At 63.5% G+C, this 17,014-nt stretch carries 18 protein-coding genes; 6 read left to right on the top strand and 12 right to left on the bottom strand.

What is annotated here, in order from left to right:
• Nucleotides 1-14: 14 nt before the first annotated feature.
• Genes AC097L_RS07030 through AC097L_RS07020 form a run of 3 tightly spaced genes read left to right on the top strand, consistent with a single transcriptional unit; the run spans nt 15 to nt 3,126 of the window.
• Nucleotides 15-1,088 (top strand): sugar phosphate isomerase/epimerase family protein, encoded by a 1,074-nt coding sequence (locus AC097L_RS07030; RefSeq protein ID WP_479585550.1) that lies wholly within the window; start codon nt 15-17, stop codon nt 1,086-1,088.
• An 11-nt stretch (nt 1,089-1,099) separates the two neighbouring features.
• Entirely contained in the window at nt 1,100-2,248 is a 1,149-nt protein-coding gene (locus AC097L_RS07025; protein ID WP_479585549.1) for a Gfo/Idh/MocA family protein, read from the top strand.
• A 23-nt stretch (nt 2,249-2,271) separates the two neighbouring features.
• Nucleotides 2,272-3,126, top strand: a complete 855-nt coding sequence (locus tag AC097L_RS07020) for a sugar phosphate isomerase/epimerase family protein (RefSeq protein ID WP_479585548.1) — start codon at nt 2,272-2,274, stop codon at nt 3,124-3,126.
• Nucleotides 3,127-3,183: 57 nt separating this feature from the next.
• Here the strand turns inward: AC097L_RS07020 and AC097L_RS07015 are convergent, their stop codons facing one another.
• The 12 genes from AC097L_RS07015 to flgB form a co-directional block, all read right to left on the bottom strand.
• Complete coding sequence (locus AC097L_RS07015; RefSeq protein WP_479585547.1) at nt 3,184-4,395, bottom strand: HDOD domain-containing protein; 1,212 nt, start codon at nt 4,393-4,395, stop codon at nt 3,184-3,186.
• Between the two features lie 22 nt (nt 4,396-4,417).
• Nucleotides 4,418-5,725 carry a flagellar hook-associated protein FlgL gene (gene flgL, locus AC097L_RS07010; protein WP_479585546.1) on the bottom strand — a complete coding sequence of 436 codons (1,308 nt, stop codon included), beginning with the start codon at nt 5,723-5,725 and terminating at the stop codon, nt 4,418-4,420.
• Between the two features lie 14 nt (nt 5,726-5,739).
• Nucleotides 5,740-7,641 carry a flagellar hook-associated protein FlgK gene (gene flgK / locus AC097L_RS07005; RefSeq protein WP_479585545.1) on the bottom strand — a complete coding sequence of 634 codons (1,902 nt, stop codon included), beginning with the start codon at nt 7,639-7,641 and terminating at the stop codon, nt 5,740-5,742.
• A gap of 21 nt (nt 7,642-7,662) precedes the next feature.
• Nucleotides 7,663-8,520, bottom strand: a complete 858-nt coding sequence (locus AC097L_RS07000; RefSeq protein WP_479585544.1) for a glucosaminidase domain-containing protein — start codon at nt 8,518-8,520, stop codon at nt 7,663-7,665.
• Nucleotides 8,520-9,656, bottom strand: a complete 1,137-nt coding sequence (locus tag AC097L_RS06995; RefSeq protein ID WP_479585543.1) for a flagellar basal body P-ring protein FlgI — start codon at nt 9,654-9,656, stop codon at nt 8,520-8,522. The genes AC097L_RS07000 and AC097L_RS06995 overlap by 1 nt, the downstream gene beginning before the upstream one ends.
• 394 nt (nt 9,657-10,050) lie before the next feature.
• On the bottom strand, nt 10,051-10,740 hold the full coding sequence (locus AC097L_RS06990; protein WP_479585542.1) for a flagellar basal body L-ring protein FlgH: 690 nt from the start codon (nt 10,738-10,740) through the stop codon (nt 10,051-10,053).
• A gap of 10 nt (nt 10,741-10,750) precedes the next feature.
• Nucleotides 10,751-11,533 carry a flagellar basal-body rod protein FlgG gene (flgG, locus tag AC097L_RS06985; protein ID WP_479585541.1) on the bottom strand — a complete coding sequence of 261 codons (783 nt, stop codon included), beginning with the start codon at nt 11,531-11,533 and terminating at the stop codon, nt 10,751-10,753.
• A 14-nt stretch (nt 11,534-11,547) separates the two neighbouring features.
• A complete protein-coding gene (flgF, locus tag AC097L_RS06980) occupies nt 11,548-12,288 on the bottom strand; it encodes a flagellar basal-body rod protein FlgF (protein WP_479585540.1) in 741 nt (246 codons plus the stop codon).
• 17 nt (nt 12,289-12,305) lie between these two features.
• Nucleotides 12,306-13,529: a flagellar hook protein FlgE gene (flgE, locus tag AC097L_RS06975; RefSeq protein WP_479585539.1), complete on the bottom strand. Its 1,224-nt coding sequence runs from the start codon at nt 13,527-13,529 to the stop codon at nt 12,306-12,308.
• Between the two features lie 47 nt (nt 13,530-13,576).
• On the bottom strand, nt 13,577-14,227 hold the full coding sequence (locus tag AC097L_RS06970) for a flagellar hook assembly protein FlgD (protein ID WP_479585538.1): 651 nt from the start codon (nt 14,225-14,227) through the stop codon (nt 13,577-13,579).
• An 18-nt stretch (nt 14,228-14,245) separates the two neighbouring features.
• Nucleotides 14,246-14,650 (bottom strand): flagellar basal body rod protein FlgC, encoded by a 405-nt coding sequence (gene flgC / locus AC097L_RS06965; RefSeq protein WP_479585537.1) that lies wholly within the window; start codon nt 14,648-14,650, stop codon nt 14,246-14,248.
• 22 nt (nt 14,651-14,672) lie between these two features.
• Nucleotides 14,673-15,086, bottom strand: coding sequence for a flagellar basal body rod protein FlgB (gene flgB / locus AC097L_RS06960; protein WP_479585536.1), 414 nt, complete (start codon nt 15,084-15,086; stop codon nt 14,673-14,675).
• A 178-nt stretch (nt 15,087-15,264) separates the two neighbouring features.
• Between flgB and flgA the strand changes: the two genes are divergently transcribed.
• The 3 genes from flgA (at nt 15,265) to AC097L_RS06945 (ending at nt 16,856) form a co-directional block, all read left to right on the top strand.
• Nucleotides 15,265-15,984, top strand: a complete 720-nt coding sequence (gene flgA / locus AC097L_RS06955) for a flagellar basal body P-ring formation chaperone FlgA (protein WP_479585535.1) — start codon at nt 15,265-15,267, stop codon at nt 15,982-15,984.
• Nucleotides 15,985-16,090: 106 nt separating this feature from the next.
• Nucleotides 16,091-16,417, top strand: coding sequence for a flagellar biosynthesis anti-sigma factor FlgM (gene flgM / locus AC097L_RS06950; protein WP_479585534.1), 327 nt, complete (start codon nt 16,091-16,093; stop codon nt 16,415-16,417).
• A gap of 46 nt (nt 16,418-16,463) precedes the next feature.
• A complete protein-coding gene (locus AC097L_RS06945; RefSeq protein WP_479585533.1) occupies nt 16,464-16,856 on the top strand; it encodes a hypothetical protein in 393 nt (130 codons plus the stop codon).
• Nucleotides 16,857-17,014 lie beyond the last annotated feature (158 nt).

The following is a 17,014-nucleotide window of genomic DNA, read 5'->3' as shown; positions in this document are numbered from 1 at the left end:
CGCGTTTAGACACCATGAAAACACTCCAAGGTCCTGCCATCTTTCTCGCCCAGTTTCAAGGTGAAACGGCGCCCTTCGATACCTTGCCCAACCTGGCGCGCTGGGCGGCGGACCTGGGTTACAAAGGCATTCAGCTGCCTACCGACTCCGGCTTGATCGATCTGAAACAGGCGGCCCAGAGCCAGACTTACTGCGATGAATTGCGGGGCCAGGTGGCGGAGTTTGGCCTGCAGATCACCGAGCTATCGACCCATCTGCAAGGGCAGCTGCTGGCCGTGCACCCGGCCTACGACCCTTTGTTTGACGGCTTCGCGCCCGCTGCGCTGCGCGGCAATCCTGCAGCGCGCCAGGCATGGGCCGGTGAGCAACTGCTGCTGGCTGCACAGGCCTCGAAACGGCTGGGCCTGCGCGCCCACGCCACCTTTTCCGGCTCGCTGGCTTGGCCGTATTTATATCCTTGGCCGCAGCGCCCCCCCGGTTTGGTTGAACAGGCATTTGCCGAACTGGCGCGGCGTTGGCGCCCGGTGCTCGATGCGTTTGACGCGGCCGGGGTGGATGTGTGCTACGAGCTGCATCCAGGCGAAGACCTGCACGACGGCGTCAGCTTCGAGCGTTTTCTTGAGGCCGTCGACAACCACCCGCGTGCCAACATTCTTTACGACCCTAGCCATTTCGTGCTGCAGCAACTCGACTACCTGGCCTTTATCGACATCTACCATGCGCGCATCAAAGCTTTCCACGTTAAGGACGCCGAGTTCCGGCCGGACGGCCGCCAGGGGATGTACGGCGGCTACCAGAGCTGGCTGGAGCGCGCTGGGCGCTTCCGCTCGTTGGGCGATGGGCAGGTGGACTTCGGCGCGATCTTCTCCAAGCTGGCGCAGTACAACTACGCGGGCTGGGCCGTGCTGGAATGGGAGTGCTGCCTCAAACACCCTGAGGATGGGGCCCGCGAAGGCGCTGAATTTATCCGCCGCCACACCATCCGCGTGGCCGAGCGGGCGTTCGATGACTTCGCCGCCAGCGGTGCCGACCCGCAGATGCTGGCCCAAGTGCTGGGCCTGGGCCTGGGCCCAGCCGTGAATCCTTGATGGAAGCCAACATGCAAAGACGCATACGTATCGGCCTGGTCGGCGGTGGCCAAGGCAGTTTCATCGCCGCGGCACACCGTGCCGCGGCCCGCCTGGACGATGGCTACGAACTGGTCGCCGGGGCCTTGTCGTCCGACCCGCAGCGCGCATTGGCCAGTGGGTTGGATTTGCGGCTAGCCCCCGAACGCTGTTATGCCGACTACGCCGAAATGGCCCGACGCGAGGCCCAGCGACCCGATGGTATCGACGCGGTCGTCATCGTCACGCCAAACCATTTGCACTTCCCGGTGGCGCAAGCCTTCCTGGAGCAGGGCATCCATGTCATCTGCGACAAGCCGATGACGACGCGGCTCGACCATGCGGACGTGCTGCTGGAGCTGGCCGAGCGCCAGGGCCTGCTGTTCATGGTGACGCACACCTATTCAGGCTATCCGCTGGTGCGCCATGCCCGTGAACTGGTGCGCAACGGCGCGCTGGGCGAAATCCGCGTGGTGCAGGTCGAGTACGCCCAGGACTGGCTGGCCGAACCGCTGGAACTGACCGGCCAGAAACAGGCCGAGTGGCGCGCCGATCCGCAGCGTGCGGGGCCGGCCGGCGCTTTGGGTGACATCGGTACGCATGCCTTTCACCTGGCCGGCTTTGTCACTGGGTTGGAGGTCGACCAGCTCGCGGCCGAATTGACGACCTTCGTTGCTGGCCGTGCGCTGGACGACCATGTGCAGGTCATGCTGCGCTACCAGGGCGGCGCGCGCGGCATGCTATGGGCCAGCCAAGTGGCCACCGGTAGCGCCAACCGGCTGCAACTTCGGGTCTACGGTAGCCGTGCGGCCATCCATTTCGATCAGGAGAGTCCCGACCAGCTGCTATTTACGCGCCTGGGCGAGGCAACTCAGATCGTGCGCCGTGGTGCCACGCCCGCTGGCGGCGATGCGGCCTTGGCCACGCGGCTGCCTGCCGGCCACCCGGAGGGCTATTTTGAAGCCTTTGCGCAGCTCTACCGCGACTTTTCGCTCACCTGGCAGGCCCGCGCCGTAGGCCAGCCCTTTGACGCTGCGCACCACCCCATGCCCACCGTGCGAGACGGACGTCAAGGCATGGCTTTTATCGATGCCGTGCTGCGCAGCCACCAGGGTGGCAGCAGTTGGGTTGCCCTGTCTTGACCGACACACTATTGGAGAAAACTATGTTCCGTTATACAGCCGAAATCCTGCCTTACCATGACCACCCGCTCGAAGCTGCGCTGGCCGAATTGGCCAAGTTGAACTACCGCGAAGTCAACCTTTGGTCCAGCGCCGCGCCGCTGGCCCACCATGTCAACCCGGGTGACGATGTTGGGGCCATCAAGGCCCTGCTGGAGAAGTACCGCCTGAAGCCTTGCGGCCTGACCATGTACGGTAAGAACCAGGCTGAGATGCTGGAGCGGATCGACTTTGCTGCCGAATTAGGTATCGACACCGTGATCTTCGATTGCGAAGCGAACTACAGCGACTTTGTCGCCAAGTTCCTTCCACCGCTGGTCGAGCGGGCCGAGCGACGCGGTGTGCGCATTGCCGTGGAAAACCACCTGACCGTGCCGTTCTCGGCCGATTTCGAGGCGGGCGGCAACGAGGAAAAGCGCTGGGACGAAGGGGTGGACAGCTTGGCACAGATCAAGCGTTTGGTGACCGACATCGACCACCCTAATCTTGGCATTTGCCTGGCACCGCCGCACCTGTGGGTAATGGGCGAAACCATCAGCCAGGCCATCACTTTCCTGGCCGAGCGCAAGCGTCTGTATTACTACTACATCTGGGACGTCGACCGCGCCTACCGCCGGGGTGTCGACGGCCTGAACTTTGGCCCAGGCGAAAAACAATTGCCCCGCGCGGACGGAACTCTTGACCACGCCGTGCCGCTGGCTGAGCTCAAGCGCGTGGGCTACACCGGCGCGGCCAGCATCAAGTGCCACGGCACGCACGGCTGGTCGCTCGACTACATCAGCGCGCAGTTGAACGCCTCCGACACTTACATTCGCGACTGCATGCAACGCATCGGCTGAGGCGCTACTGGGCGCATCGGGTGCTGATGCTGTAGTGGCCGGGTGCGCCTAGAGCTTTTAAACCACCAGGGTTCTCAACAGCGCCCGGTTAATCTCGTCCAGCCCCATCCCGTGCTCGTGGCAGAGGGCGCGGATGGCGGCACCGTTGTCGGTTTCCAGCGCGCTGGCGATGTGCAGCAGTGGGGCGTAGGGACCGGTGTTGCGCACGGTGGCGTTGTAGATGCGGCTGCTCAGGGGCACGCGGTGCAGGGCGCTGCCCAGGGGTTCGCCCATCAGCACGTCGATTTGCGAGAACAGGCCGCAGAGGTAGATTTCGCGGGCCAGTTGGTGTTCGGCCCCGGAGTCCATCAGGTTTTCCATCAGCCGGGCGCGCAGCACCATGGCGGCTTTGACGGGCAGCAGGTTGAGGTCGCGCGAGGCCTGGGGCATTTGCTCGACCAACCAGCGCTTGAGCTGGCTGGTGCCTAGCAGCATCAGGCCGTGGCGCAGCGATTCGACCTCGTTACGCAAGCCCACGGCGGCCGAGTTGGCGTAGGCCAGGAAGCGGAAGGTTAGGATGGGTTCCATGCCCAGCAGGGCTTCAATTTTTTCCACCGACAGGTCTGCGTCCACCGCCTGTACCAGTTGCACCATGGCCCGGTAGTCGGGGGCGGTGGCCTGGCGCTGCAGGGCGTGCAGGATGTCTTCGTCGGGCCAGCCCAGCAGGGCGGTGGCGTGCTGCTGGTCCAGGCAGTGCTCCATCAGCAAGCGGCTGGCAATGCCCTCGTACAGCATGCCGGGCTGTACCGGGCTGGGTCCACCCGGCGTACCGGCACGGGCGCGGGCGGCGGCTTGCAGGGCGGCCAGTGCGGCTTGCGGCGACAGGCGCAGCAGGCGGGTGAAAAAACAGGCGGCCAGCTCGGGGCTGGGGGGATGGTCGGATTCGGCCCGCCACACCAGGCGCAGGCCGCGCTGGTGGGCGCGTTGCACCCGCTGGGGCATGGCGTGGCTGCCCATCCATTCGCTACGGACTTCGATCCAGTAGGGCGGGGCGTTGTGCTGGGGCGCATGGTCCAGCAGATCCCGCAGCAACGCAGGGGACTTGACCGACAGCAGCAGGGGGGGCGCGCCGGTTTTGCCCTGCTCTTGCAGTGCGCCGAGCAGGCGCTCGGCATCGATGCTGGCATCGGCCCGGCCTTCGATGAACAACTGCACTGCCGCCAGGCTGCGCACAGCGTTCCACAGCGGGCGGTAGCCCAGGGTAATACTGCCGAGGACGGACGTGGCCATGGTGGACGCGGAGTGTGCGGGCTTAGCTGATGTAGTTGAACAACGACAGCTTCTGGATCGAGGCGTAGGACTTCAGCGCGGCCTGGTAGGCGGTTTGCTGGTTGCTTTGGTCGGCGGCGGCAGCAATCATGTCGATGTCTTCGGCGTTGGATTTGTCGGTTTTGGCCTGGATGGTGTTGCCGGACTGGGTGTCGGTGATGCGGTCGGCGCGGGTCAGCAGGTCGCCCGCCTTGCCCCGGCTGGCACTGATCTTTTCCATGCTGGTGTCGATCTGGGCCAGCGAAATCGCCTGCTCCTGGTTGAAGTTGGCATCCGTGCTGTTGGCCCCTACGGTGGTGGAGCCCACGGCGTACATGCTGCGTATGCTGCGGTCGAGCACGTCAAAAATACTCGGCCGGTTGGCGGCATTGGCAGCGTTGGGGTTGGTGGCGGGGTTGGTGTCCAGCACGTCCAGGGTGTTCAGGGTGTCGCCGTTGCCCGGCACACCACGGACCACCATCGAGATGCCGCCCATCACGATAGACTGGCCCGCCGTGTAGGGTAGTGCTGCCGACGTGGTATTGGTGGTGTTGTTGGTCACCGTGTAGGTGGTTGCACCGGTCGCCGGGGCCACGGGTGCGGTGAAGGTCACGGTAAATTTGCTGCCTTGGGTGGCCATCAGCGAGGCATTGGTGACCACGCCGATGTCGCTAAATGCCTTGCCGGTGTTGGTGCTGCCCAGGCTGATGCTGAACACACCGTTGCCCTGGGGCACGTCCATCCAGGCGGCGCGGCCGTCCAGTGTGAACGGTATCGCTACCGTGCTGGCAGCGGTTTGGCCGGGCAGGCCGTTGTAGTTGTAGTCGGGGTCGGGGGCCACGCCGTCGGCACTGGTTTCAAACGGCGATGCGGTGCTGCCCAGCCCGTTGAACAGCGGCATGCCGTTGCTGTCTTTTTTGTTGGCCAGGGTCAGCAACTCGTCGCGGATACTGACCAACTGCTTGGCAATGGTGTCGCGCTCTACCGGGCTGTTGGCACCGTTGCCCGCCTGGACCACCAGGGTGCGGAACTGGGTCAGCAGGTCAGTGGTATGGCCCAGGGTGGATTCGGCCTGGGTGATGGAGCTGACCTGGCTGTCTAGCGCGCGCTGCTCGGTCTTGATGCGGTCGATGCGGGTGTTGGCGCGTTCGGCCTGGGCTGCGCCGGTCGGGTCGTCGCTGGAGCGCAGGATTTTTTTGCCCGAGGTCATATTTTCTTGCAGCGCAGACATGGTGGCGTACCGGTTGGTCAGATTGCGTAGCGCGTTGTCGTAGCCGGTGGCACTGGCCAGGCGGGTAAATGAATTGCTCATGGTCTTCTCCTCGCCTATCGGCCCACGCTGGCCATCAGGCTGTCAAAAATGGTTTGGGCAATCTGGACCATCTTGGCCGATGCCTGGTAGGCCTGCTGGTACTGCAGCAACTTGGCGGCTTCTTCGTCCAGGTTCACGCCCGATACCCCGGTGCGCGAGGTTTCCAGGTTGTCGGCAATCGACTTGGACACGTTGGCGGTGTATTGCACGCTTTGTACTTTCACGCCCACCTGCGACATCAGCGCGGCATAGCCGTCGGACAGGCTGGAGCCGTCGAACAGGGCCACATCGCGCAGGTTCAGCAGGGCCGCAGCATTACCGGCATTGAGCTTGACGTAGCTGGGATTGGCCGGGCCCAGGGTGATCTTGTCGCCGTTCTGGGCTGCGCCCGACAGGGTCAGCGACCAGCCGGACGACAGGTTGGTGGAGTCAAACGCAATTGGCGTCCCGGGGCTGTAGGTGTAGACCGTGGCCCCGGTGTCGCTGCGCGTATACGTGTTGGAGCCGGTGAAGTTCAGCGTGATGTTGGCCGGAATGGGGACCGACTTGGCAGCCAGATTGGCCACGGCCAGACTACCGGTATTGGCGGTGCCCATGGCGGCCTGCACCGGGCTGGATACGGCCAGTTGGCGAGGCGAGCCAAAGGCGGTGGTGATTTTGCTGGCGGCCGTGCGGTAGGGCTGGAGCAAAAAGCTGTCGCCCGTGGCCGGGGTACCGCCCACGGCAATCGCCAGGCCATCGTAGCTGCCGGTGGTCGGGTCGGGTAAGACCGTGGTGTTGTCCGACAGGCGCTGCACAGTAAATGCCGTGGCCGAGGTGAAGGTGACTTTGTAGTCCGAGGCGGCCAGCTTGGCCACGGTGGGCGCATCCACGCCGACGTTTACCGTGCCGCTGCCGGTGTTGAAGCTGGCGGCTGCGCCGATGGGCATGCTGACCGGGCTGAACAGGTTGCCTCCGGCATTGCCGTCCAGGTCCAGCCCCAGCTTGTGCTGGGCATTGACCACCGTGGTGATGCTGGTGGCGATGCGGCCCAGCAGGTTGGCCCCTTCGGCCAGGTCCTTGTTCTGGAACTTCAGCATTCCGGTGATCGAGCCGCCGCCCATCATGTCTTCGGACAGCACCACGGTCTGGGTGCCGAAGACCATGGCGATCTGGCTTTGCGATGCGTCCTGGGGGTTGGACTGCACCTGCAAGGCCGTGGCCTTGGTGCCCAGCACCAGGGGCTGGCTGCTGGCGGCAAATATGGTCACCGTGCCGTCGTCGGCATCCACCTGGGAGGTCTGGATGTACTGGTTGAGCTGGCTGATCAGGTTGTCGCGCTTGTCCAGCAGGTCGTTGGGCGACTGGCCGTTGCCCCTGGCGAGCTGGATCTGTCCGTTGACTGCGGCCAGGTTGGTGGTGATGGTGTTTACCGCCGCCGCCGCGTTTTGCAGCTCGGTGGTCAGGCCGGTCTGCAGGTTGGTCAGCTGGGTGGCGGCATTGTTGAAGCGGGCGGCGGCCTCGTCGGCACGGGTCAACACCACGGTGCGGGCGGTCAGGTCGGTGGGCGCGCTGGCCACGTCGGAGAACGCGTTCATCATGTCGGTCACCGCTGCGCCCAGGCCGTTGGTGCCGCCTTTGAAGATATCTTCCAGCTGCAGCAGCTTGTTGGCGCGGGTGACGTCCGAGGCCGACACCGATTTGGACAGCGCCGCCTGGCGGGTCAGGTATTCGTCGTGGTTGCGCTGGATGGTCTGGATGTCCACGCCCTTGCCGATGTAGCCGCCACCGGTGAACTGGCCTTCCACGGTCTGCAGCACCACGTTCTGGCGCGAATAGCCCACCGTGCTGGAGTTGGCAATATTGTTGCCAATGGTTTGCAGAGCCACTTCGTTGGCCACCAGGGCCCGTGCGCCGACGTTGAGGAGGTTGCTCATGGCGTGACTCTGTAGGGGGCTTTAGGCGTAAGCCCGGCGCAATTGCTGCGTTACGGTAATGGCCCGGTTCAGCTTGGCGGCGTAATCGGGGTCGGTGGCGTAGCCCGCGCGTTTGAGCTCGGTGGCATAGGCCTGGGAGGAGCCGGTTTGCTGCCGCGCCTGGGCATAGCGCGGGCTGTTGTTGATCAGATTCGCGTAGTCGTTGAACGAGTCCTGGTAGGAGTCGTAGGCGCGGAACTTGGCGCTGACCTTGCGGGTTTCACCGTTCACCACTTCGTGCGTGGTGACGGTGGTGGTCTTGCCGGTCCAGCCACTCCCCGCCTTGATGCCGAACAGGTTGAACGAGGTGCTGCCGTCGGAGTTCTTGATTTCTTTGCGGCCCCAGCCGGTTTCGTGCCCGGCTTGGCCCAGCATGTAGCTGGCAGGGATGCCGGTGGCCCGCTCTACGGCGGTGGCGGCGGTGTTGTGCTGCTCGACAAAATCGGTCTGGCTGACGCTGGCCGGTTTGCCCTTCGGGGCACCCAGCGGGGTGACCATCTTGGGGGTGCTACTGGTATCGGCCGGAACGGTCTGGCGCGTCAACTGCCGCTCTATGGCGGCCGACAAACCGCCAGGCTGGCCCGACATGGTGACCGACAGCTGCTGGTCCAGCAGGTCGCTGCCCAGGTCGCCCTGGGGGCTGTCGAACAGGCCGGATTTGGTGGTGGCCTCGCGCATGCTTTTGATCAGCTCGCGCATGAACAGCGATTCCAGCTGTTTGGCGGTTTCTTTGATGGCACCCGCGCCGTCTTTGCCCGCCTGCATCTTCAGCGCATTCAGCGACTGGGCATCGGCGGCCAGCGCATTGCTGGAGACTTGCGAAGTTTGGGTCAGTGCCATCAGATCACCTCCAGTTCAGCATTCAGGGCGCCCGCGGCCTTGATGGCTTGCAGGATGGCCAGCAGATCTTGCGGCGTGGCACCCAGGGCGTTCAGGGCGCGCACCACGTCGGCCAACTGGGGCGCAGGCGGCACCTGGATAAGGATGCCGGGTTCTTGCTTGATCTGGATATTGCTCTTTTCGGTGACCACCGTCTGTCCTTGCGACAAGGCGTTGGGTTGGCTTACCGAGGGCGTGGTGCTGATGCTGATGGACAAATTGCCGTGCGCAATGGCGCAGGGGCCGAGCGTGACCGACTGGTTCAGCACGATGGAGCCGGTGCGCGAGTTGATTACCACCTTGGCCGCCGGGGCCGAGGATTCCATGGTCAGCTCTTCCAGGTCGGCCAGAAAGTTGACGCGGGCGTTCGGGTCGTTCGGCGCGCGCACCCGCACGGTGCGGCCATCCATGGCGTTGGCCAGGCCGCTGCCCATGCGGTTGTTGACGGCGGCGGCTACGCGGCGGGCGGTCTGGAAGTCGCTGGAGTTCAGGTCCAGGGTGATGAAGTCGCCGTCTTGCAGCGGCGTGGGCACGCTGCGCTCTACCTGCGCACCGCCAGGAATGCGGCCTGCGCTGAGGTGGTTGATCTGTACTTTGCTGCCCCCGGCGGCGGCACCGGCACCGGCTACCACCATATTGCCCTGGGCCATGGCGTAGATTTCGCCGTCGGCCCCGCGCAGCGGCGTGGCGATCAGCAGGCCGCCCTTGAGCGACTTGGAATTACCCATGCTGGCCACGTTGATGTCAATCGTCTGGCCCGGCTGGGCAAAGGCGGGCAGTTGTGCGGTGACGATCACCGCCGCCACGTTTTTCAGCTGCAGCGACGATGCCAGGCTGGCGGGTAGGGTAATGCCCATCTGCTGCAGGTAGCTGGACAGGCTTTGCGAGGTGTAGGGCATCTGGGTGGTCTGGTCACCCGTGCCGTCCAGCCCCACCACCAGCCCGTAGCCGGTCAACTGGTTGCTACGCACGCCCTGGATGGACGCAACTTCCTTGATGCGCAGCGCCTGCGCGGGCAGGGCCACCAGCAATGCCATGCACAGCCCCAAGCCCCATGTCGCGGCACGGCGCATTGGCAGAAGGCGGGAAAATGGCATGGCGAACACCTGTTCTACGTCTGGTTCGGTCGAAATGGCGAAACCTTTAGCATTATTTTGCGGTGCGTCTGCGTGTTGGAACGGCGGAAAAGGCGGCACTTTCCGGTCAATTGGCTTTGCTATTATTTAGATAGCACTAAGTGTAGGTGAAATATGCGCCAGAGGCCGATTTGGCTTAAAAATACAGCCAGGGCAGCCCCCCACCCCAGCCCTTCCTGGAAGGGGAGGAAGCAAGACAAGGCGCAATAAACACCCCTGTCCCCTGCCCGCCCCAGGGCAAGCGCAGCAAAGCCCCTTCCAGAACTGCGCAGGACTGGCTCCGCCAGACTGCTGCAGTTGCCCCCTGCAATGGGGTTGGCGCTGCCACACGCAGTGGGCAAGCCCGGGGGTGTACCTAAAACGGCATCACGTTCATAAAGAAGCGCCCCAGCCAGCCCATGGCTTGGGCTTCGCCCTGTTGGCCGCGTCCCTTGGACTCGATACGCGCGTTCGCCACCTGGGTGGAGGCGACGATGCTGCCCGGTTGCACCGCGCGCGGGTCTACCGTGCCCGAGAAGCGCAGCACGTCCACGTTCTGGTTCACGCCGATCTGCTTTTCGCCGGTGACCACCAGGTGGCCGTTGGGTAGCACTTCGACCACGGTGACGGTGATGGCCCCCGAAAAAGTGTTGGCGCTTTCGGTGCCACCCTTGCCTGAAAAGTCGTTGCTGGAGGTGGCACCGATGCCAAACTTGTCGAGTAAAGGGGCTTTCAGGAAGGGAATACCGGTGATGCCCGCCGCCTCGGCGGCGGTGCGGTTCACAGTGCTGGTCGATTTTTGGCTGGCGCTGACGTTTTCCACGATCTGGATGGTCAGGTTGTCGCCCACCAAGCGCGGGCGGCGGTCTTCAAACACCGGGCGGTAGGCGGCCGATGCAAACAGGCTGCCGGTGGGGCGGGCGTTGGTGGCCACCACGGCAGGCGGCAATTGCCGGGGCCCGGTGGATTCGGCGAAATCCACCTTGGGCGCGGGTGCCAGGGTTTCGCAGCCACTGAGCAGGCCCAGGAGGCAAAGCCCTGTGAACGCAGTGAGGACGGCGCGCATGGTGAATCTCCTACAGCTGGGCCAGCTTTTGCAGCATCTGGTCCGAGGTCTGCACGGCCTTGGAATTCATCTCGTAGGCGCGCTGGGTCTGGATCATGGTCACCAGCTCCTGCACCACGTTGACATTGCTGGTTTCCACAAAACCCTGGCGCACCACGCCCATGCCGCTCACGCCCGGCGTGCCGGTGGTGGGCTGGCCCGAGGCGGCGGTTTCGGCGTACAGGTTGCTGCCCTTGGGCTCCAGGCCGGCCGGGTTGATGAAGTTGGCCATGGCGATATTGCCCGCCGGTTGGGGCGTGGCGTTGCCGGGCAGCATCACGGTGACCGTACCGTCGGTGCTGATGGTGACGCTTTGGGCGGTGACCGGAATGGTCACGCCGCTGGCTACCGTGAGGCCTTCGGCCGTGACCAGACGGCCCTGTGAATCCACCTGGAACGAGCCGTCGCGGGTGTAGCCGATGGAGCCATCGGTCTGGTTGATCTGGAAGAAGCCATTGCCGTTGATGGCCACGTCCAGCGTGTTGCCGGTTTGCTGCAGGCTGCCCTGGGCAAACGAGCGGGTGGTGGACACGGTGCGCACGCCCAGGCCCAGGTGCAAGCCGGTAGGCAGCTGGTTTTGCTCGGTGCTGTTGGCCCCGACCTGGCGCAGGTTTTGGTAGATCAAATCCTCAAACACCGCATTGGCACGCTTGTAGCCGGTGGTGGAGACGTTGGCCAGATTGTGCGAGATCACGTCCAGCTGGGTTTGCTGGGCTTCCATGCCGGTCTTGGCGATCCAGAGTGAATTAATCATGGGGGCTCCTAAATTTAGCCTTGAACGTTCAGCAACTGGCTGGCGCTTTTGTCATTGGTTTCGGCGGTTTGCAGCAGGCGCATCTGCGTCTCGAATTGGCGCGCGGTCTGGATCATGCCCACCATGGTTTCCACGGCGTTAACGTTGGAGCCTTCGACCGCCCCGGCCAGCAGTTTGGCGTTGGCATCACTGGGCAGCGGGTCGCCGGTGGCCCCGCGGAACAGGCCGTCGTCGCCGCGCTTGATGGGGTTGTCGGCATCGGGGGTGACCATCTTCAGTCGTCCCAGGCTGCTGGAGGCCTGGCCGGCCACCTTGGCGCTGATGGTGCCGTCGTTGCCCAGGGTGATGTCGGCTCCGGCTGGCACGTCGATGGGCGCGCCGCCGTCCGACAGCACCGGCAGACCGGTGGGCGTGACCAGGGTGTTGGTACTGGAAATTTCAAAAATGCCGCTGCGGGTATAGGCCTCGGTACCGTCTAAACCCTGCACGGCAAACCAGGCATTGCCCTGGGCCATGGCATCCAGGTTGCGACCGGTACGTTGCACCGGGCCGGGGGTTTCGGAGTGGCCGGAGGTGGTTTCCAGTGCAAACACCCGGGTGCTGGAGCCGGGGCCGTTCAGCGGCACCGAGCGGTAGGTGGCCAGCTCGGCCCGAAAGCCATTGGTGGACACGTTGGCCAGGTTGTTGGCCAGCACGGCCTGCCGATTGGCCGCCGTGTTGGCCCCCGTCATCGCGGTGTAAATGATGTGGTCCATGGCGGCGGCCTAGCGGATTAGCGCAGGTTGACCAGGGTGGACATCACCTGGTCTTGGGTTTTGATGGTCTGGGCATTGGCCTGGTAGGCGCGCTGGGCGGTCATCATATTGACCAGCTCTTTGGTCAGATCGACGTTGGAGTCTTCCAGTGCACCCGCACGCAGCCCGCCCAGGTTGCCGCTGCCCGGTACGCCTTTGGCCGAGGGGTCGCCGCTGGACGGGGTGGACAGCCAGACGTTGCCGCCAATCGGTGCCAAGCCCTGCACATTGGTAAAAGTGGCCAGCTGGATCTGCCCGGCCGCCAGCGACTTGCCGTTGGAGTAGGTGCCCTGGATGATGCCGGTCTCGTCGATGCTGATGGCCGTCAGGGTTCCCGGTGCCTGGCCGTCCTGGGTGGCTTTGGAGATCGAGAACTTGGAGCCGTACTGGGTGGCACTCACCACGTTCAGGTTGACGCTGAAGGTGCTGGCCGGGTTGGTGGGCGAGGGCAGGGTCAGGCTACCGATGGTGGCTGCGGGCGTGCTGCCGGTGCCGGTGAAGGCTAGGCCGGTTTTGGTAAGCGTCGGAGTGGCTCCGTTCACGCTGGAATACACATCCCAGGTGTTGACCGCGGTTTTGGTGAAATAGACGCTGACTGGCACGCCGACACCTTGCGCATCGTAGGCGGTGACCGAGGTGCCGTAGGTTGCCAGCACCGGCACGAGCGCCGCCGGTGCGGTACCGGTGGCCACGGCGGCCTGGGCATCCAGGTTGAAGCTCAGGTCCAGCTTGGTGGTTTGCACCGCAGGGATTTCGCCGCCTGTGGGCAGGGTCAGCGGGCCGACCGCACCGCCGGTGGGGATCGAGCCGTCGGCGGCGGCGGTGATGCCCATCAGGTGGGCGCCGGTGTTGGTGATGATCTCGCCACCCTTGTTGAGTTTGAAGGCGCCGTCGCGGCTGTAGGCGGTGGTGCCGTTGGGCTGTTGGACCTGGAAGAAGCCGTTGCCGTTGACGGCCACGTCCAGAGAGTTGCCGGTGATGCTGATATTGCCCTGGGTGAACTGCTGTGACACAGTCTGCACCTCGACACCGATACCCGCGCTGATGCCGCCCGAGCTGCCCAACGACGAGGCGTACAGCTCGGCAAACTCGGCGCGCGAGGCCTTCATGCCGGTGGTGTTGGCATTGGCGATGTTGTGGCCAATCACATCCAGGTTTTGGCTGGAGGCGTTCAGACCGGAGAGACCTTGTTGAAAGCTCATGGATGGCTCCTAAAAATTCGGTGGCAAATACGGCGGTGGGGGAGGGGCTACAAAATGGCTTTGATGGCGCTGTAAGCCACCGAGTCGCCGTTTTGCAACTGCAGATTGAGGACATTGTTTTCGTTGCTGACCGACACCACCTTGTTACGCTCCAGCGCCGTGGTGGCCACGGTACTGCCGCCCTTGGTGGCGACCACCTTGAAGTCCAGGTTGCCCGAGTTGGTGTATTTGGACGCATCCCAGGTGAATGCCTGGCGTCCCGCCTCTTGCGCGCCCATGTCCACCGTGCCCAGCAGGGTGCCACCGGCGGTGCGCACTTCGACCTTTACCGCATCGGCTGCACTGCTCAGGTCAAAAGAGCCCTTGCCCACGCCGTCGGTGATGCTCAGGGTGGAGCCCTCGGTGAGTACTTCGCGGCCGATGGTGGAGCTACCCTGCAAGGACTGCAGGGCCGCAATTTGCGTGGCCATGCTCTTCATGGTGTCGTTCAGCGTCTGGATACCCGATACGGTGTTGATCTGCGCAAGCTGGCTGGTCATTTGCGCGTTGTCCATCGGATTCATCGGGTCCTGGTTGTTCAACTGGGCTACCAGCAACTTCAGGAAACGGTCTTGCGAGGCTTCCGCCGTCGTGCTGTTGGTGGTGGTTTTGGTCAGCGAACTGCTGGCAGCGTTGAGGGCGGTGACATCCAAGGCCATGGGGTGCTTTCAGTAAATTTATTGGCCCATTTGCAGCGTTTTCAGCAGCAAGGTTTTGGCGGTGTTCATCACTTCTACGTTGTTCTGGTAGGAGCGCGAGGCGGAAATCATGTTCACCATTTCATCCACCGCGTTGACGTTTGAATGGGTGACGTAGCCATCGGCATCGGCCGACGGGCTGGTGGGATCGAGCACTTTGCGGCCCGGTTGCTGGCTTTCGGTGATTTCTTTCACGCGCACCCCCGCAGCGCTCTCGGCCCCCAGCAGCGTGGTCTGAAACACCACCTGGCGGGCCTTGTAGGCATTGCCATCGGGCCCGGCGACGGCATCCACGTTGGCCAGGTTGCTGGCCACCACGTTCAGGCGCTGCGACTGGGCGCTGATGGCGCTGCCAGAGACCCCAAAGATCGAAAACATGGACATGGTGGGCTTTCCTGTATGCCGGTTACTGGCCGGTGATGGCGCTGAGCATGGTTTTGGCCGAGCCGTTGATAAAGCGCAGGGTGGCTTCGTAGCGCACCGCGTTATCGACAAAGTTGGCCCGTTCGCGGTCCAGGTCCACGGTGTTGTTGTCCATATTGGGCTGGCTCTGCACGCTGTAACCGCGCTTTTGGGCATCGCCCAGGCTGCTGCTGTCCAGGTCGGGCAAATTCATGTGCCGGTTATCGGTCTTGTTGCCGGCGATCAGACCCTGGCTGGCAGTGGCGGCGCTCATGGCTTCCTTGAAATTGAAGTCGCGCGCCACATAGCCGGGGGTATCCACGTTGGCGATATTGCTGGCGATGGTGCGCTGGCGTTCGGCGCGCAGCACCAAAGCCTTGCTTTGAAAGTCCACCGAACCGACCATTTTGTCCAACATGCGACACCCCGCTTGGTAATCAATGGCGAAACCTCCGGTGCCATCCCGGATCTCGCTTGGGCAAATTATGGAAAAACTTGAGTCTTTTGAGCCCCGGAAGAAGCGGGTGATTGCGGCGCAGTTCGCGGCTTTGCCGCAGGTGTTCTGGCCTTAGTCTTGGCAAGAATTTGGAGGTTCTATGCCCGTATTGCTACGAAACATGGTTTGCGCTGCCGCCGTGCTGTGCGCGCTGCCAGCGTATGCCCAGGCTGAGGCCGACATGCAGGCCAATATGGTGGCTAATAGCCAGCGCTGGCTGGAGTCTGCCGTGGTGCAGGCTCCGTCTGTGCAGGGCCAGGCGCTGCGCATGGAGGTGTCGGTGGGCGCGCTGGACCCGCGCTTGCAACTGGCTGCCTGTAGCAAGGTGGAGCCGTACATGCCAGCGGGCACCCGTTTGTGGGGCAAAAGCCGGTTGGGCCTGCGCTGTTTGGCGGGTACTACCCGATGGAATGTGTTTATGCCGGTGACCGTCAAGGCGATGGGCCGGGCCTGGGTGGCCAAAACCAATGTGATGACCGGTGCCGTGCTGACGGCGGACGACGCGATGGAGGCCGAAGTCGATTGGGCCGAAGACGCGTCGCCCGTGGTGGCCAACGCCGAGCAGTGGATCGGCCAGGTGGCGGCCCGCTCCTGGGTGGCCGGGCAAACCGTGCGCCAGGCGATGGTCAAGCCAGCCCAGGTGTTCCAGGCCGGTACCCAGATCCGGGTGCTGGCCCAGGGCGTGGGTTTCCAGGTGCTGTCTGACGGGCAGGCCATCACCTCCGGGGTGGTGGGCCAGCCCGCCAAGGTGCGGCTGGATAGTGGCCGGGTGATGTCCGGAGTGGTGCAGGATGCCCGCACCATTGTGGTCGAGATGTAACAACTGGTTTTTCTCACACCATCTAGCCTAATTAGATTTAAGAAAATGAAGAATCGGCCGAAACCATTGCTACGATGCCTTAACGTCAAGGCTGTTGGAGAGCGTGATGAAAATTGGACAAGGGATAGATGTAACGGCCGCAGTGAATGCCGCCGTACTCAAGAAAGCCGATCAGGACAAGGAAGCTGCGCCCGCAAGCATGGCGCAGAAGGGTGCGCGCGCCATTCCCGCGGCCGGTGCACAGGTGTCTGTATCCACTCTGGCCCGCACGTTGGAGCAGAACGACCGGGCTGTGGGCACCGACTTCGACAGCAAGAAAGTGGCCGACATCAAGGAGGCTATCAAGAACGGCACGTTCAAGATCAACCCCGAAGCGATTGCCGACAAAATGCTCGACAACGCGCAAGAGATGCTCAGCGTCACACGCAAATAAACGTTTCCTCGCCCTTCCCGCTCGTTCCAGCGTAGGACTACCGACCATGACGGCCCGACCAACACCCCATGGCATGGAGGCCAGTCTGCTGCGCGTAGAGCAATTGCTCAAAGAAGTGTCTGCCGCCCTGATCGCGGGCGAACCCCTTGTTTTGGAGGCCGCCAGCACCGCGCTGCGCCAAGCCATGGCCGACATGGCGGTATGGGGCCGCACCCCTGCTGGCATGCAGCCGCTGAATGCTGACATGCGCAGCCGGCTCGAAAAAGTCTCTCTTACCCTGTCCCAGCAACGGTCCAACCTGGCCCGCCGCGCCGTGGTGGTAGACCGGGCATTGGCCACCGTGCTTCCCCAAGCCCAACCCTCCGCCACCTATTCCGGCGGCAAAACCGGCACCTACCGCGGCGGTGCAGCCCGCATCTACGCTGCAGCCGCAAATTAGATTTGCTATCTAATCTATAGCTACTAGCGTAGGTAAAATATGCGCTAGCGGCCTAAAAGGCTCAAATTCAAGATTGAGGCACCCCTTTCAGAAACGCCGCAGAACTGGCTTTGCCAGGTTGCTGGTGTTGCCCCCTGCAAGGGAGTTGGCGCTGCCAC

The organism is Rhodoferax sp. RT5P35, assembly GCF_056521385.1.
The sequence above is the reverse complement of the archived record's forward strand: the minus strand, read 5'-3'. Positions and strand labels throughout refer to the sequence as shown.

Bases quoted from the DNA above. Each gene is read 5' to 3' on its own strand.
- AC097L_RS07020 (WP_479585548.1), top strand. From the start codon at position 2,272: ATGTTCCGTTATACAGCCGAAATCCTGCCTTACCATGACCACCCGCTC.
- AC097L_RS06970 (WP_479585538.1), bottom strand. From the start codon at position 14,227: ATGGCCTTGGATGTCACCGCCCTCAACGCTGCCAGCAGTTCGCTGACC.
- flgA (WP_479585535.1), top strand. From the start codon at position 15,265: ATGCCCGTATTGCTACGAAACATGGTTTGCGCTGCCGCCGTGCTGTGC.
- flgF (WP_479585540.1), bottom strand. From the start codon at position 12,288: ATGGACCACATCATTTACACCGCGATGACGGGGGCCAACACGGCGGCC.
- AC097L_RS06990 (WP_479585542.1), bottom strand. From the start codon at position 10,740: ATGCGCGCCGTCCTCACTGCGTTCACAGGGCTTTGCCTCCTGGGCCTG.
- flgK (WP_479585545.1), bottom strand. From the start codon at position 7,641: ATGAGCAACCTCCTCAACGTCGGCGCACGGGCCCTGGTGGCCAACGAA.
- flgL (WP_479585546.1), bottom strand. From the start codon at position 5,725: ATGAGCAATTCATTTACCCGCCTGGCCAGTGCCACCGGCTACGACAAC.
- flgG (WP_479585541.1), bottom strand. From the start codon at position 11,533: ATGATTAATTCACTCTGGATCGCCAAGACCGGCATGGAAGCCCAGCAA.
- AC097L_RS06995 (WP_479585543.1), bottom strand. From the start codon at position 9,656: ATGCCATTTTCCCGCCTTCTGCCAATGCGCCGTGCCGCGACATGGGGC.
- flgB (WP_479585536.1), bottom strand. From the start codon at position 15,086: ATGTTGGACAAAATGGTCGGTTCGGTGGACTTTCAAAGCAAGGCTTTG.
- flgM (WP_479585534.1), top strand. From the start codon at position 16,091: ATGAAAATTGGACAAGGGATAGATGTAACGGCCGCAGTGAATGCCGCC.
- AC097L_RS07015 (WP_479585547.1), bottom strand. From the start codon at position 4,395: ATGGCCACGTCCGTCCTCGGCAGTATTACCCTGGGCTACCGCCCGCTG.
- AC097L_RS06945 (WP_479585533.1), top strand. From the start codon at position 16,464: ATGACGGCCCGACCAACACCCCATGGCATGGAGGCCAGTCTGCTGCGC.
- AC097L_RS07025 (WP_479585549.1), top strand. From the start codon at position 1,100: ATGCAAAGACGCATACGTATCGGCCTGGTCGGCGGTGGCCAAGGCAGT.
- AC097L_RS07030 (WP_479585550.1), top strand. From the start codon at position 15: ATGAAAACACTCCAAGGTCCTGCCATCTTTCTCGCCCAGTTTCAAGGT.
- flgE (WP_479585539.1), bottom strand. From the start codon at position 13,529: ATGAGCTTTCAACAAGGTCTCTCCGGTCTGAACGCCTCCAGCCAAAAC.
- flgC (WP_479585537.1), bottom strand. From the start codon at position 14,650: ATGTCCATGTTTTCGATCTTTGGGGTCTCTGGCAGCGCCATCAGCGCC.
- AC097L_RS07000 (WP_479585544.1), bottom strand. From the start codon at position 8,520: ATGGCACTGACCCAAACTTCGCAAGTCTCCAGCAATGCGCTGGCCGCC.